Below are 15337 nucleotides of genomic sequence, written 5' to 3'. Positions count from 1 at the left end.
ATATTGAGACCTTGACTCATAATATTTAGTAATGTGTTCAAACTCAACTACCTTTAACAACTCAATCTTTTTCAGTTTTTTGTATTCCGTAGGCGTTTTTTAATGAGTTAGAAATGAAGACTTCTTCTTGAGGTAGAAATAAATTTGCGTGGGCACTAATAACTTGATCTTGTATAAGTGGCTTTTGCAAAGCTCGTTCGAATAAATCTACAGCTTGCCTACCAAGCTTTGAGTCAGAGCAAGCAATGTAGCCAAAAATTGTTGCATGTGTGTCGCCTATTGCATGAAATGAGATATCCTTTAGAACATCTTCTGATGGATAGTCGTTTACAAATACCGAACTATATTCAATTACGCCATCCAAACGCCCTTGTACAAGCATTTTTCGCAAACGAAATGCACTATCATTGCCTTCACCTATAAACAGGCGATCTGCATTTGTTTTGATAAAGTCATCTATTTCGAGTCCGTAGGAGCGGCCCTTTGTAACCCCAATTCTTAACCCTAGTGAGAGTGCTTTTTCAAGCGTTACTTCGGCCGATACAAATTTTTTATTTCTTAAAATAAGCCGGTTTGAAGGAAAAGCCATTAATGGGAGTGTAACGAAAAGTGCTTTTGCTTCTCGCTCTGGGGTTTTAACTTTATTGTATAGACAAATGTTGTCGTGATGCTCTAACTCTCGCCACTCACGCAAGCGACTTGCTGGGATAAAGTCTATCGCCATTTCCCCTTTTAGACTTCGAGCAATAATAAGTAATAATTGGGTTGCCAAGTCCCCAGGAGATTCCCCAAAAGATGGATTGTAGTCAGAAAGAATTTCTATCTTGATAGGCTTTGCAAATGCAATTGTTGAAACGGACAATAAGAGGGGAAACAAAATTTTTAACAGCATACAACTTCCTACTTGGAGCATTCCATGCTGCGATACACCCTTTAAGTGTAGCTAGAAAGTCAATCTTACGCTAATTCTTAAATATTTTACCCTAAAAAAGTAAAAAGCCCCTTTAGTCAGGGGCTTTTTTGGATTAGATACTACAACGCTTGTAGTTTCTATACTCAGGCATCCAATAATTCTTGTCTATCGAACTCCAAATCAGTTCATCAGGCATATCAAGTGCAACGCCTTCTTCCATAGCTTTTCTTGCTACTGTAAATGCAATACGCTTACTTAGTTGCTCAATCTCAATCAGCGATGGCAATAAGCTACCTTTGCCAGTGTTAGCCCAAGGCGACGATTCAGCAAGCGTTTCACTTGCCACCATCAGCATTGACTCAGTAATGCGAGATGCTTTAGCTGCTAGCACTCCTAAACCAATTCCAGGGAATATATAACTGTTATTACACTGTGGGATAACGTAACTGTTACCATTATATTCAACTGGCTCAAATGGACTACCAGTTGCTACAATCGCATTGCCTTCTGTCCATGTAATTACGTCTTTAGGGTGTGCTTCAACCTGACGAGATGGATTGCTCAGAGGGAAAATTATTGGCTTATTACAACCTGAGTGCATCGCTTTGATTACTTGCTCAGTAAATAACCCTGGCTGTCCTGAAACACCAATTAGAATATCAGGCTTAGCACAATGCATTACGTCGAGAAGTGAAGCAAACTCACCACTGTAATTCCAGCTCTCCAAATTTTCGTTTGATTGAACAAGTGCAGCTTGGAAGTCACGCAAACCTTCCATACCTTCTGTAAGTAGGCCATATCTATCAACCATAAATATCTGGCTACGTGCCTGTGCGTCAGAAATACCTTCAGATACCATTTGAGCAATGATTTGCTCTGCAATACCACACCCTGCGGAGCCTGCACCAACAAAAACAACTTTTTGATCGGATAGCTTAGCCCCTTTAACACGACAAGCTGCCAATAAAGAGCCAACTGTTACCGATGCAGTACCTTGAATGTCATCATTGAAACAGCAAATTTCATCGCGGTATCTTTTAAGTAATGGCATTGCATTTGGTTGAGCGAAATCTTCAAATTGAAGTAGCACGTTTGGCCAGCGGCGCTTAACGGCTTTAATGAAAAGATCTAGAAACTCATCGTACTCTTCTTGGCTAATGCGTTTGTGTCTTGCGCCCATGTACATTGGGTCGTTTAGCAGTTTCTCGTTATTGGTACCAACATCAAGCATTACTGGCAAAGTGTATGCTGGACTAATACCGCCACATACTGTGTATAGAGACAATTTACCAATTGGAATACCCATACCGCCGATACCCTGATCGCCTAGACCAAGAATACGTTCGCCGTCAGTTACAACGATAACCTTTACTTTGCCTTTTGTTGCATTACGCAAAATATCATCGATGTGATGTCGATCTTCATACGAAATAAACAAGCCACGAGAACTACGATAAATGTCAGAGAACTTTTCACACGCGTCACCTACAGTAGGCGTGTAAATGATTGGCATCATTTCTTCAAGGTGATCTCTAACTAAACGATAGTAAAGCGTTTCGTTGTTATCTTGAATCGCACGTAAGTAAATATGCTTATTTAGGTTGTCTTTAAAACTTGAAAATTGCTGGTAACAACGTTCTACCTGCTCCTCAATTGTTTCGTAACGAGGAGGAACTAAACCGGCTAGGTTAAAGTTTTCACGCTCACGCTGGCTAAATGCACTGCCTTTGTTAAGAAGAGGCGTTTCCAATAATGTTGGGCCAGAATATGGGATGTAGAGGTAATTAGGATCGGTTTGTTTAGTCATATTTACAAGCTGTGACTCTTAATTTTTAATATAAGGGATAATTATTGCCTAAGTACACAAATTTTCAATGACTTTAGTGCACGTCAGACCAATAAAACGACCCTGTAAACGGATTAGCAAAGCGTAAACAGGGTCGTACATTATAACTGAATAATATTGAATATCCTACGTTTTACTCGCTAGATTCTCCAAGCGCTACACCTTCTCTTCGAGGATCTGCCCCGCCAAACAAAAGTCCCTCTTTTATTTCAATTGCGTGAATGCCAGAGTTTAAGTCAGATATCCTCACAGTGTGTCCTTTTGATTCAAGCCAAGGTTTGATTGCCTTTAAGCCGGTGCCTTTTTCAAGTGTCGTATATTTATTTCGATTAGTAATACGTGGCAAATTGATCGCTTGCTGAGGGGTTAATCCCCAATCAATCACACCAATCACTGTTTGCGCTACATAATTAATAATTCTGCTACCACCTGGTGAACCAACAACAAGCTTTAAACTGCCGTCTTTGTTAAACACCATAACCGGAGACATGGAGCTTCGTGGTCGTTTATTTGGTTCTACCCTATTTGCTACCCACTGCCCACCAACTTTGGGAGAAAGAGAAAAGTCAGTTAATTGGTTGTTCAGTAAATACCCATTAACCATGACTGTTGAGCCAAAACCCATTTCAATTGAACTGGTCATTGAGACAGCGTTACCTGCGCTATCCACAATTGACAAATGCGACGTAGATGGTAATTCGAAACTATCGTCTTTAGCATAAGCGACTTCACCCATTGTTGGGTCGCCAACAGGAAAGTTAGGATTGTCTCGGTCGCTAATGAGTTTGGACCTTGACTTCAGATATACCGGATTGAGTAACCCTTGAGTGGGCACATTTACAAAATCTGGGTCTGCAATAAAGTAGTTCCTATCAGTGAATGCTAGCCTAGAAGCTTGTGTAAACAGGTGCACAGCTTCCGGCGAGTTAGGCTTATACTGAGCAAGTTTTTTACCTTCAAGCAATTTTAAGATTTGCAGTACCGTTAATCCACCACTACTTGGCGGCGCCATGGAGCACACTTTATATTCGTGGTATGACGTACAAACTGGTGCTCGCTCTTTACTTGTATAATTTGCTAGGTCAGTCATTGACAATAAACCAGGTGCAATTTCAGACTGTTGAACAGCTCTAACCATGTCCTCAGCGTACTTTCCTTCATAAAAAGCCTTAGGACCAAACTCAGCAATTTCTTTGTATATTTTAGCCAGTTCTGGATTTTTAACTATGGTGCCGATAGCTAAAGGCTTACCATTTGGGTAAAAATAATCTTTCGCGGGAGAAAGCTTCGTAAGACCAGGGTTAAACTCTTTTTTCAATAGCATATGTAGTCTTGGAGAAACAGCGAACCCTTTTTCAGAAAGCGCAATTGCCGGCTTAAATAGTTTTCTCCATTTCAGTTTCCCATATTTGTCATGGGCTTGCTTCATCGCATGAATTATACCCGGAACGCCAACTGAACGCCCTCCTACAACTGCTTCTAACCACCTGACAGGTTTGCCTTCTTTATCTAAAAACAGTTTATGGTTTGCTTTTTGTGGTGCAGTTTCACGGCCGTCAAATGTCGTAAGGTAATCATTATTTTTGTCATAGTGAAGAATGAACGCGCCTCCTCCAATACCTGATGACTGAGGTTCAACTAATGTCAAAACAAGTTGCGCAGCGATAGCTGCATCAATTGCATTACCACCTTGTTGCAACATTAACTGTCCTGCTTTGCTCGCATGTGGATTAGCCGCAACAACCATGTACTTTTCGGATATTTTTTCCTTTTTTAAAGTAAAGCCAGTGGAAGCTTCTGGTTCTCTTACTTCGCGTGCTTTGGCTGGCTCAGCTTGTACAACTGCAGGAAGTGCTGAGGCTAATAAAAAGGCAATGAGTGAGCGCTTGTATTTCATATTCATATTTATTAATTTTCAATCGTCGTTGGCATCATAAAAGTTAACAGGCACAATATGTAAAAATAGATAATATTGTGAACACAGAATGTTTGGTTTAAACCTGCCCTTAAGTCGAAACTATATACTCCCACCAATTGTTCTTTCGGTTATTGCCATATTGCTTATGGCTCTTGATCTGAGAGATATGCTTGAATTTCATCGCCAACTTATTAGTGAAGGCGAATTTTGGCGTATTTTAAGTAGCCAATATATACACACTAATTGGACTCATTTGGGTTTAAATCTAATTGGCATACTGTTTATTTGGATACTTCATGCTGAGCACACCTCTACGTCTCGTTATTTTACCCACATTATTTTACTGGGTATCTGGACGGGAGTTGGTATTTGGCTATTTTGTCCTGATATCAAAGTATACACGGGCCTCAGTGGATTGCTACATGGAATTATCGTCTGGGGAGCATTAAAAGATATTCAAACAAAAGAGCCCACTGGTGTACTTTTATTCTTAGGCATTGCCGGAAAGCTTGCGTGGGAACAGTATGCAGGGCCTAGCGCTGAAGTCGGTAACTTGATTAATTCGCGCGTTGCTATCGAGTCACATTTGATTGGTGCTATTGGTGGCGTGGTTTTGGCGATCCCTCTTTTCAAGGAAAAATTTGGTTTAGCTAAAAATTAAAATTTCAGCGGCCTTTTAAAAATAAAGGCCGCCTTACAAGTGTTAGTCAGAAATAATCTCAAACAACCTACCGTTTACCCCCAACCCCTTAGAATCCCACACAACTAAATGAAGCTTATCGCTCACTTTGGAAATAGAGTGGAAATTTTGATTATCTTGTACAGTTTGCTCTATGGGAAATACAGAAGACTCGTCAATGTAATCATTTTGCAAAAACTCTACTATCTTACCTTTTACACCGATTTTTTCTGGGTATCCATATTGTGTCCAAATGAATAATACCTCATTGTCATTTACGACGCTCAAATCAACTGGCTCAGAGCCTTGGACAAAATGATCTGAAATCATGAATTCAGATGCAAAGTTTATAATTCCTGTGTTTGTTAAACTACCAATGCGACCAGAAGCATACATTTGGTTATTCCCACTGCCATTTTGTTTATAGCCTTTCCAAGAAAACACGAGCCTGTTGTCGCTAAGCACAAGTATATTTGGATAAAATTGAGCACGAACCTGTTCCTGATTTACAGTAAATTCATTTTCAAACTTAACGCTACCCAATGTTGAAAAGTCTGCAACTCTAGCTGCAATACCAGAACCCTGACTGTCTGCACTTGGATCATTTGTTATCCAAGTGAAAACAACTCTATCGTTAGCCATTGCTGCAACGCGAGGCGCATTTTGAACACTCTGAGATAGTTGGTTAACTTGAAAGTTATCGTGTTCTACAAAAACTCCGTTAGCATTGACTACACCAACAGATGCTGAGATTCCAAAAATTTGCTCATCGTAGCCAGTCCAAGCAACCACCAGTCTACCATCAGACAACACCGCTGCGTCTGGTTGTGGTACAGATGATTGCTTCGAAATAATCTTCTGCTCGGGTCCTAAGTGCCAGCTACCGTTGGGGTCAATGGTTAAAACTCTTAAATACACTTCATAAGTGTTACTCCAGATAACAGCTACACGTCCATCATTCAACAGCTTAGTTTCCGCAGGAGTCCATCCTCCTAGTCTATAGCTATCTGAAATGTTGTTAACGCTTCCAAGCGAAATACTGTTGTCTAAATTAATGGTCCCTACTCTGCCTTTAACTTTATATGGGTAGGAAGAATCGGCCCATGAGAACAAGACTCGATTTCCATCTAAAGCAACAACATTGGGCTTGACTCCCTTACTCCATTCCCCCTCTGTCACTAGGAATTCGTCAAACGCGTTTACTTCAGATGCTTTAGTAACAGGTGAAAGATATATAAAACAAGCTACAAGGATATACAAAAAGGTTGTGTTTAATATATACATTGAATTTCTCCATTAGTGTTCCTTACTACATGATGAATTTCGCTTAAAAACATATCTTCAGGCTCTATAATCACTATCGAACCTAATTAAGGTAAGCTTGCAAATTCTATGTTCTAAACATGACAGTTATGTTTTTATGACTGGATATTATTGCTCAAAAAGTCTAAAAACGCCCTCGTTTTTGGCGCAACTAGTTCTCGCTTTAAGTAAATAGCGTATGTAGAACTAAGCGTTTCATAGGGACTAAATGTGTATTGGGGTAATATTTGAATCAAAGTCCCTATTTCTAATTCTCGCTTAACTGCCCAGTGAGGGATCAGTGCTAGTCCTGCACAATTCAAAATTAACTGCTTTTGCCCGTTGACTGAGTTAATCGACAAACTGTCTCCAATTGAAATTTTTTTAGAGGGATTGTTGAGCCAATACCAATCTTTCCAGCCTCGATAGCTATACTTAATGCAGGTAAAACGTTCAAGTTCCTCTGGCGAATTTGGAATACCGTTAGCTTTTATATAATCTGGGCTCGCACAAATCACAAAGTTGTTTGCCATTAAATGTTTTGAAATCAAACTAGAATCTGGAAGCCTGCCACTTCTAATTGCGATATCTATATTTTCGTCAACAAGGTCGACAACTCTTTCTGTCAGTTCAATTTCAATTGCGATATTAGGGTATTGCTGTTTAAAGTGCGGGATTAGAGGCAAGACCACATATTCTCCGAATCCAACAGTCATGCTTAATCTTAAAGTCCCTTTTGGGTTCTCCTGCAGTTCATTAATAACATGTTTTGCTTCTTCCAGCTCTGCAACAACTCTATGCGTGTACTCATAGTACTTAGCACCTGCTTCAGTGAGTCCGATATTTTTGGTTGTCCTGTTTAAAAGTCGAACTCCAAGTTCGTTCTCGAGTGCATCCAGCTGCCTTGATATAGATGATGGTTGCACATCTAAATACTTGCTAGCTAGTGAAATGCTTTTCTTTTCTACAACATAGTTAAAATAAATAAGCCTATTTATAGTGCTCATACTTTTGCTTTTAATTAATGATAACTGTAATAGCCTAATGCTACTTTGCTTTTAAGACAAAAGTTATTTGCGCTTTAGCGCATGGATTGAGAGCGTGGCAATCAATACACTTACTTTCAAATTAGTGAAGAGGATACAAAATGAAAGCGATGGTAATTACAGAGCTAGGTGATAGCAACGTCTTTAATTTACAAGAGCGCGAGACCCCAAAGGTTAAACCCAATCATATTTTGATTGAAGTAAAAGCCACGAGTGTCAACCCTTTAGATACGATGCTACGCGCTACACAAACACCTTGGTCTGAAAACTTACCTGAAATATTACACGGTGATGTAGCTGGTATTGTCGCCGATGTAGGTGAAAACGTGAAAAGCTTTAAAATCGGTGATGAAGTATATGGCTGTGCAGGTGGTATTGCTGGAATTAATGGCGCACTAGCACAATATATGTTGGTAGACGCAAGCTTGATGGCCCTTAAACCTAAAACGCTGTCGATGAAACAAGCCGCAGCACTCCCGCTTGTTTCTATTACCGCTTGGGAAGCCTTACACGACAAACTAAAAGTTGGACCGCAGGACAATATTCTAATTCATGGCGCAACTGGTGGTGTTGGCCATATTGCTGTACAACTAGCAAAAGTATTTGGTGCAGTTGTTTCGGCAACTGTGACACCTCGCAATCTAGAAGTAGCTAACACGCTCAATGCCGACAATATCATTAATATTGAAGAGCAGTCAGTAGCTGACTATGTAAAATTGTATACTCAAGGTGTTGGCTTTGATGCTGTATTTGATACGGTCGCTGGAGAAAATATTCAGCGAAGCTTTGAAGCAGCGCGCTTTAACGGTGATGTTGCAACGATTCTACCCGTCGAAGACACCTTGCAAGTAGCACTAAAAAGTTTGAGTTTTCACAGTGTTTTAATGCTTATTCCGCTGGTTCACGGTATCAACCGTGCTTACCACGGGCAAATATTATCAAATATCGCCAATCTTGTGGATGCAGGAAAAATTAAGCCACTAGTTGATCCGAGTGACTTTTCTATTTGGGAAGTTGCCAAAGCTCATGAACATTATCACTCAGGTCGGGCAGTTGGAAAAATCACGATGACAATGAAAAACTAAGCTCCGTTACCGCGACTGACTTTGGAAGAATGTAAAAAGCCAGCTTAAAGCTGGCTTTTTAGTTTTATAGGTTCTCTTTGAACAGCTTATAGATACGGCGGTATTCGTCTAACCAACTTGAAGGTTGAACGAATCCATGAGGTTCTACTGGGTAGATTGCCGTTTCATAGTTTTCTTTCTCTAACTCTATTAAACGCTGCACTAAACGTACAACGTCTTGGAAAAACACGTTGTCATCTATCATTGGTGCGTTAATAAGCATTGGCTTATTAAGGCCTTCCGCGAAATAAATAGGAGAACTACGCTTGTATGCAATTGGATCATCTTGTGGGCGGTTAAGGATGTTTGAAGTATATGGGTCATTGTAATAAGCCCAATCCGTAACCGGTCTAAGCGCCGCACCAGCTTGGAACAATTCAGGCTGAGTGAAAAGCGCCATAAATGTCATGAAGCCACCGTATGAGCCGCCGTAAGTACCAACAGAACCTTCATCGACGTTGACATTTTGCGCCATCCACTTTACGCCATCTGCCAAGTCTTGAATCTCAGGCGTACCCATCTGGCGATAAATTGCTGTTCTCCAATCACGACCATAGCCTTTAGACGCGCGGTAATCCATATCCATTACGACGTATCCTTCACTTGCTAGAAGAGAATGGAACATAAACTCGCGGAAGTAGACAGACCAACCCATATGAGAGTTCTGTAAATAGCCTGCACCATGGTTAAAAATAACTGCCTTACGCTTTTTGCCTGTTTCACCAGGCTTATAGTCTGCTGGGTAGTATACTTTTGCGTAGATTGGCTCGTCCGTATGGCTAGATGGTACTGCTACAATCTTCGGAGCAATGAGCTTTTTATTAAGGAAGTTATCTGAAACTGTGTTCGTTAAACGCTTAGGTTGAGTGTCTGGCTTCGCATCAGCAACATAAAGCTCAGTTGGCATCATGATGGTTGAATGCCTAAGTAATAGCTTAGATTCATCTGGGCTTAGCGTGAAATCAGTCATACCGTTTAAATCGGTAATCGCTTCTTTTTTCTTGGTTGCTACATCGACAGAGTAAACTTCGTAAATACCAGGGTGATCGACGTTCGCTTTAAAGAAAAACTTGTTGTTATCTTTTGTAAGCTTTGGATCTGATACAACAAACTTACCTGACGTTAGTTGTGTCGCCTTGCCGTTAACTGGCTTTACATATAAGTGGCTATAGCCACTTTCTTCTGACAAGAAGTAAAGTGAATCTTCACCATTCAGCCAGCCAAAGTCATTGTATGCATAGTTAACCCATGCACTGTCATGCAGCCTGTGTTGCGGAGTTAATTCACCTTTTTCAAAATCCATTGTAGTAAGCCAACGGTCTTTGTTATCCCATGCTTTAAACATCAAAGCAACTTGGTCACCTTCACTATTCCATTGAATTGGAGATTGAGACCAGTACCAGTCACGCATAAGTTTAATCGCACGAGGTGATTTTTCAGATTTATAGCTCTCACCTATTGCTTCAGCGTTTTCTTTTCTAACAGAAGCAAGAACATCTTCGTCAAAGCCAGGTAACGTTTCAAAGCCAACTGATTTTTGTTTGTCGGTTGCCAAATCGACATAGATAACTTCAACTTCCACAGGCTTGTTGTCTGCTACACGGCTACGAGCTGGAACTGGGTCGATGTTGCCATCTTGACCAATGTAGTTAGGCATCATGTCTTTTTCTGTCGCTTGTGAATAAACGTTATGCTCACTAACAACGACAATCAACTTGTCCCCTTTAGGAGATAGACTTGCCTCTACAAGGTTATTACCTTCACCAATATATATGTGCTTGTTTGCAATCGACTGATTCTGTTTTTCTATATCGGCTTTGCGCGCTTCAGCGTCTAATGCATTTTTGTGTGTCAGAGCAACGTAATCGATAAGTTTGTGCTGTTCTTTAGCAATATACGTATCAGGCTCTTGAGTCCCTTTTGGTTTATTGCCGTTATGAATCTTAACTAACTCAGTTGATAAACCAGTCTCAACATTTACAGAAAAGAATGTATTGTCTACGCGATAAGCCAATTCGCCAGACAACATAAACTGTACAATACGTTCTTGCGCAGAAGTCTTTGTTAATTGCTTAATTTTATTAGTGCGAAGATCTTTTACAAAGATATTACCTTTGAAAGTATAAGCTTGGAAGCGACCGTTAGTTGAGTAAATCGCATTGCCATTACCAACTTCGTGTAGGTTACTTAGTGTAACTTGTTTAATACCTTTAGCGCTATCGATGGCAAACTTATCTCTTAGCTGATTTCCTTTTTGCTTTTGGTCGAAATAAATTGTACTGCTATCTGCACCCCAAAATGCATTTTCGGGAGTACGGCTTATCCAATCTGGATCGGCCATTGCCTGCTCAAGTGTTATGTTTTCACTACCAAAGTCTAATGGGGTTTGTACAACTGGCGCTACCACTGGCGCAATTGAGGTAGCAACCTCTGTATCTGAAGTTTGACTTGTTGTTTGACAGCCTGTCAGCAGTAAGCCTGCAACAGCAATGCTCAAAAGGGATTTTTTCATCAGCGCTCTTCTTTTAATTTATAAATCTGGTTAATTTAATCAGAAGTTCGAGCAACATTCGACTGCTTTAAGACAAATAAACAAAGTTTTTAGCTTGTTTGCAGAGTTTGGGTTGGGGGAGATATTTTTTAAACAAAAAAAGGCCAGTATAGCTACTGGCCAAATACTCTCTGCGCTCACATAGTCGTTGATGGACAACGAGTATGAATTGAGGCATATCCAAGCCTCAATAACTCTGACTGGGGCAAAATTAAAAAGTTCAAAAAAATTTAGTAATTTTATTTAATAAATCCGTCAAAGATGAGCAATAGCAAAATTGAGCTCACGATAATCCATAAAACTGTTGCCATAGCAAATGGTTGCCAACCACATTGTTTAAGGACTTGTTTGGAAATACCTGCGCCAATTAAAAATAGCGTGCCTACTAATAGCTCTTTGCCAATCACGTAACATGTATGCCAAATCGCTTCAAATTCCGGCAGCAGCGTATTGATTGCGGCAGCCATCAAGAACCCAATAATAAACAGAGGAATACTTGCACGCTCTTCAGAGCGCCAAAACACGCCTGCCAACGCAGTATATGGAACTATCCACATCGCTCTGGTTAATTTAATCGTAGTTGCCATTGCAAGCGCTACCGGACCATATGCTGCTGCTGCACCAACAACGCTACTAGTGTCGTGAATAGCCTGCGCGCTCCACAGCGCAAATTGGCTCTCGGTTAATTCAAAATAGTGACCCAGCCAAGGAAATATTAATAACCCTATTGCGTTTAAAGAGAATACGATTGCTAATGCGACGGCGATTTCATCTTGCTTGGCCTTGATCACAGGCGCCATCGCTGCAATCGCGCTACCACCACAAATTGCTGTGCCAAATGAAATGAGTGTACCGGTATTTCTACTCAGTTTGAAAAGCTGGCTTAAGATTTCCCCTAGTCCAATTATAGCGGTAATACTGACGATAGTAAGAACCAGAGAGCTTCGGCTCACCTCTATGACCTGCATGACATCAACGTTAAAACCCAAACCTACCACAGAGATTTTGAGCAGCCATTTCGACAACGTCGCACTTTGCTGTTCAAATGGATTTTTGAAAAAAAGAGCAAAGCCTATTCCCAAAAATAGCGCTAAGGCAGAACCCACAAAAGGAGTTACACAAATTAAAAATAGTATTACGAATGAAATTCTAACTATCAAAGACTCATTTGAATTTAAGAAGTTGCTCTTTTGCATATCAGTTACACTTGTAATAAAAAAGCCGAGCTTTCGCTCGGCTTTTTTAGTTAAGAATTAACGCGTGACTTGTGTCCAGCACACCAGGGTAGTCATCCTCTGGCAGAATTTCTGCAAGCTCCGATAGCCGTTCACCTAGCTGATGAAGGTTATCTGCTGAGATATTAATATGCCCCATTTTTCTACCAGGTTTTGCTTCTTTACCATACCAGTGGCTCGTACAACCAGGAACCGTCAAAACAGAATGAGGGATTGATGCCTGACCAAGCACATTAATCATTGCTGTGGGACGAATTAGGCTTGTGCACCCTATTGGTAAACCAGTAATAGCACGCATATGATTTTCGAACTGGCTTGTATGGCTACCTTGTTGAGTCCAGTGGCCAGAGTTGTGAACTCGAGGAGCAATTTCATTGACTAAAAGCTGACCATCCACGTCAAAAAACTCAATCGCTAGTACGCCAACGTAATTAAGCTCAGTTGCGAGCTTCTCAAACGCAGATTCAGCTTGACCTTGAATTGCAGCCTTTTCTTTGCCTGCTATTGATAAAGTCAATACACCGTTTGTGTGCTGATTTTCGGTTAAGGGATAAACCTTACAGTTGCCGCCTTTATCTCTAACTCCAATGATAGAAACTTCTCTATCAAATGGGATCATCTTCTCAGCGATAATTGAGTGAGGTGCAGCCTCAGTGCCAGATGCAATAAAGCCTTCCATTTCAGACCAAATTTGATCAATCTGATCCGCAGATTTTAATCTCCATTGGCCCTTACCGTCATATCCTGCTTGGCATGTCTTTATAACTAGCGGCATACCCAGTTTGTCTGCGGCATCTATGAAGTGGCTTTTTTCAGTTATCAAAGCATATGGAGCACAAGGCACTTGCGCTTTGTCTAAAAGAGCCTTTTCTTTGCTGCGGTCTCCGCCTGTGGCGATAGATTGAGCACCAGGATAGAATTTTCCGCTTGATTCGCATAAAGCCAACACATCTTCTGGAATATGCTCGAATTCGGCAGTGATGGCGTATGCACGCTCTACTTCTTGCTCAAGAGTCGTGTTTGATACTTCAAAAGTTACAGGGTTAATAACTTGCTTTGAGCTAACATCATAAGCCAGTACTTCGATACCAAGATGAGTCGAAGAAAGACTCATCATTCTTGCCAGTTGCCCAGCACCTAATACTAAGACTTTCATATTATTCTGCTGGATTTGGGTTAGCTAAGATAGTTTCTGTTTGCGCTTTACGGAATGCTTCAACTTTTTCAAAAATCTCAGGCTGTTGACAACCTAGGATTTGAGCTGCTAATAAGCCTGCGTTCGCTGCACCAGCATCACCGATTGCCAACGTACCAACTGCCACACCTTTGGGCATTTGACAAATTGATAACAACGAGTCTACCCCATTTAGTGTTTTTGATTTTACAGGTACACCCAGAACAGGAAGGCTCGTAAATGCAGCTGCCATACCAGGAAGATGTGCTGCGCCGCCTGCGCCTGCAATGATTATTTTAATACCACGCTCTGCTGCCGTTGATGCATAATCGGCCAATAATTGAGGAGTGCGATGAGCTGAAACAACTTTCGTCTCATATTCGATACCAAATTTATCTAACATATCCGCCGCATGTTGCATTGTAGGCCAATCTGATTTTGAACCCATAATAATGCCAACCGTCATAATAATTCCTCAATTCTAAATTAAACGATACTTACTACAGCGCTGAAGGGGTTGCGCCGAAATCGCGAGTATTATACCCGAGAGGAAAGTTAAAGCGAACCGCATAAAGATAAAAAACCGCAAAGTGCGGTTTTAGATTATAAATAGCTGGGAATTCTTCGGTTTTTCCCAATTCCCACTCTTGATCGAGTATTGTCTATGCCATTCTCTCTTGGTTATTGTTTTCTTCTTTGTTTGAACTCGAAAACGCCTGCTTCCAATGTTCTTTGAAATCGCTTGGTCCCAGTATCAAATAAAGTAAAGCAAGCCCTCCGGGTAAGAGGACAACCTTAAGCGCAGGACCTAAAACATAGCTATAGAAAAATATAAAAGGTAAAAAAATTAAAGAACCCAAAATCCGCATTATCATCAAATTATCTCCACTATAAATTGAGCGCGCTCAAATAATTTAATGAGCACGCTCAATTTAGTCAAGTTAAAGATATATTAATTACAATCTTGACGTTTTGTGGTATCCTCTCAATACTTTTCAAAACATTGATTTAATATGAAAAAAAGAGAAAAAACAGCACAAAAAATTCTTGATGTTAGCTGGCAGTTATTTCAAGAACTGGGCTACTCAGAAACAACAACCAGACAGATAGCAGCACAAGCTTCTGTAGCCACAGGTACTGTTTTTAGTCATTTCCCTAATAAGATCGATATTTTGAAACAAGCTATGCATCAGCAAATCGACTCAGTTATTGCTAAAGCCCATGCTGAAAATGAGCAGTCTAGCCCTAGACTTAGGTTGCGGCACTACGCTAAATATCTGTACAGTTTTTATTGTGAGAACAGAGCCTTCAGCAAAGAACTACTTAAAGATCTAATGTGGCATAGCCAGTATTTCGAACAGCAAGTAGACAGCTTTAAACAGATGCTTTTTGAAGGGCACAAATACGACGATACAAAGGCCTCAGCCATGATGGATTGCTACTTCATGACATTACTTTATGGCCTAAACAATGAGCATCTATCCCCTGTTCAAATGGTTTCAATTTTAACTTCAAAACTACAAATGATTCATACCTAAAATCTAGATTG

Annotated in this window: 12 protein-coding genes; 3 read left to right on the top strand and 9 right to left on the bottom strand. The window is 40.5% G+C overall.

The window, feature by feature from the left end; all coding sequences use genetic code 11:
- Window positions 1-61: 61 nt before the first annotated feature.
- From N475_RS09330 to ggt, 3 genes are all read right to left on the bottom strand, one after another.
- The gene (locus tag N475_RS09330; protein ID WP_155732558.1) at window positions 62-892 is read right to left on the bottom strand and encodes an ABC transporter substrate-binding protein; all 831 of its coding nucleotides are present in this window, start codon (window positions 890-892) and stop codon (window positions 62-64) included.
- 133 nt (window positions 893-1025) lie between these two features.
- Window positions 1026-2720, bottom strand: coding sequence for an NAD-dependent malic enzyme (locus N475_RS09325; RefSeq protein ID WP_063357631.1), 1695 nt, complete (start codon window positions 2718-2720; stop codon window positions 1026-1028).
- 172 nt (window positions 2721-2892) lie between these two features.
- On the bottom strand, window positions 2893-4656 hold the full coding sequence (ggt, locus tag N475_RS09320; RefSeq protein WP_063365170.1) for a gamma-glutamyltransferase: 1764 nt from the start codon (window positions 4654-4656) through the stop codon (window positions 2893-2895).
- A gap of 88 nt (window positions 4657-4744) precedes the next feature.
- Here ggt and rrtA point away from each other — a divergent pair, with 88 nt between their 5' ends.
- Window positions 4745-5338, top strand: a complete 594-nt coding sequence (gene rrtA, locus N475_RS09315; RefSeq protein WP_063365105.1) for a rhombosortase — start codon at window positions 4745-4747, stop codon at window positions 5336-5338.
- Between the two features lie 42 nt (window positions 5339-5380).
- Here rrtA and N475_RS09310 read toward each other — a convergent pair whose 3' ends face one another.
- Window positions 5381-6640 (bottom strand): hypothetical protein, encoded by a 1260-nt coding sequence (locus tag N475_RS09310; protein WP_063365104.1) that lies wholly within the window; start codon window positions 6638-6640, stop codon window positions 5381-5383.
- A gap of 134 nt (window positions 6641-6774) precedes the next feature.
- Window positions 6775-7665, bottom strand: coding sequence for a LysR family transcriptional regulator (locus N475_RS09305; RefSeq protein WP_063365103.1), 891 nt, complete (start codon window positions 7663-7665; stop codon window positions 6775-6777).
- Between the two features lie 140 nt (window positions 7666-7805).
- On the opposite strand from N475_RS09305, the gene N475_RS09300 reads away from it, so the two are divergent.
- Window positions 7806-8789: a zinc-dependent alcohol dehydrogenase family protein gene (locus tag N475_RS09300; RefSeq protein WP_063357627.1), complete on the top strand. Its 984-nt coding sequence runs from the start codon at window positions 7806-7808 to the stop codon at window positions 8787-8789.
- 64 nt (window positions 8790-8853) lie between these two features.
- Here the strand turns inward: N475_RS09300 and N475_RS09295 are convergent, their stop codons facing one another.
- The 4 genes from N475_RS09295 to purE all read right to left on the bottom strand — a co-directional run bounded on the left by N475_RS09295 (window position 8854) and on the right by purE (window position 14254).
- Window positions 8854-11340, bottom strand: coding sequence for a prolyl oligopeptidase family serine peptidase (locus N475_RS09295; protein WP_193343314.1), 2487 nt, complete (start codon window positions 11338-11340; stop codon window positions 8854-8856).
- A gap of 278 nt (window positions 11341-11618) precedes the next feature.
- A complete protein-coding gene (locus N475_RS09290; RefSeq protein WP_063365102.1) occupies window positions 11619-12575 on the bottom strand; it encodes a YeiH family protein in 957 nt (318 codons plus the stop codon).
- 46 nt (window positions 12576-12621) lie between these two features.
- Window positions 12622-13770 carry a 5-(carboxyamino)imidazole ribonucleotide synthase gene (locus N475_RS09285; protein WP_063357624.1) on the bottom strand — a complete coding sequence of 383 codons (1149 nt, stop codon included), beginning with the start codon at window positions 13768-13770 and terminating at the stop codon, window positions 12622-12624.
- A gap of 1 nt (window position 13771) precedes the next feature.
- Window positions 13772-14254, bottom strand: coding sequence for a 5-(carboxyamino)imidazole ribonucleotide mutase (gene purE, locus N475_RS09280; protein WP_063357623.1), 483 nt, complete (start codon window positions 14252-14254; stop codon window positions 13772-13774).
- Between the two features lie 547 nt (window positions 14255-14801).
- On the opposite strand from purE, the gene N475_RS09270 reads away from it, so the two are divergent.
- Window positions 14802-15326 carry a TetR/AcrR family transcriptional regulator gene (locus N475_RS09270; protein WP_063357621.1) on the top strand — a complete coding sequence of 175 codons (525 nt, stop codon included), beginning with the start codon at window positions 14802-14804 and terminating at the stop codon, window positions 15324-15326.
- Window positions 15327-15337 lie beyond the last annotated feature (11 nt).

The sequence above is a fragment of the Pseudoalteromonas luteoviolacea DSM 6061 genome (assembly GCF_001625655.1).
Lineage (GTDB): Bacteria > Pseudomonadota > Gammaproteobacteria > Enterobacterales > Alteromonadaceae > Pseudoalteromonas > Pseudoalteromonas luteoviolacea.
Note: the sequence above shows the minus strand (reverse complement) of the source record. Positions and strands in the feature narration are given on the sequence as shown.

Coding starts and splice junctions, on each gene's coding strand:
- N475_RS09330 (WP_155732558.1), bottom strand. CDS start 892: ATGCTGTTAAAAATTTTGTTTCCCCTCTTATTGTCCGTTTCAACAATT.
- N475_RS09290 (WP_063365102.1), bottom strand. CDS start 12,575: ATGCAAAAGAGCAACTTCTTAAATTCAAATGAGTCTTTGATAGTTAGA.
- rrtA (WP_063365105.1), top strand. CDS start 4,745: ATGTTTGGTTTAAACCTGCCCTTAAGTCGAAACTATATACTCCCACCA.
- purE (WP_063357623.1), bottom strand. CDS start 14,254: ATGACGGTTGGCATTATTATGGGTTCAAAATCAGATTGGCCTACAATG.
- N475_RS09310 (WP_063365104.1), bottom strand. CDS start 6,640: ATGTATATATTAAACACAACCTTTTTGTATATCCTTGTAGCTTGTTTT.
- N475_RS09300 (WP_063357627.1), top strand. CDS start 7,806: ATGAAAGCGATGGTAATTACAGAGCTAGGTGATAGCAACGTCTTTAAT.
- N475_RS09325 (WP_063357631.1), bottom strand. CDS start 2,720: ATGACTAAACAAACCGATCCTAATTACCTCTACATCCCATATTCTGGC.
- ggt (WP_063365170.1), bottom strand. CDS start 4,656: ATGAAATACAAGCGCTCACTCATTGCCTTTTTATTAGCCTCAGCACTT.
- N475_RS09305 (WP_063365103.1), bottom strand. CDS start 7,665: ATGAGCACTATAAATAGGCTTATTTATTTTAACTATGTTGTAGAAAAG.
- N475_RS09295 (WP_193343314.1), bottom strand. CDS start 11,340: ATGAAAAAATCCCTTTTGAGCATTGCTGTTGCAGGCTTACTGCTGACA.
- N475_RS09270 (WP_063357621.1), top strand. CDS start 14,802: ATGAAAAAAAGAGAAAAAACAGCACAAAAAATTCTTGATGTTAGCTGG.
- N475_RS09285 (WP_063357624.1), bottom strand. CDS start 13,770: ATGAAAGTCTTAGTATTAGGTGCTGGGCAACTGGCAAGAATGATGAGT.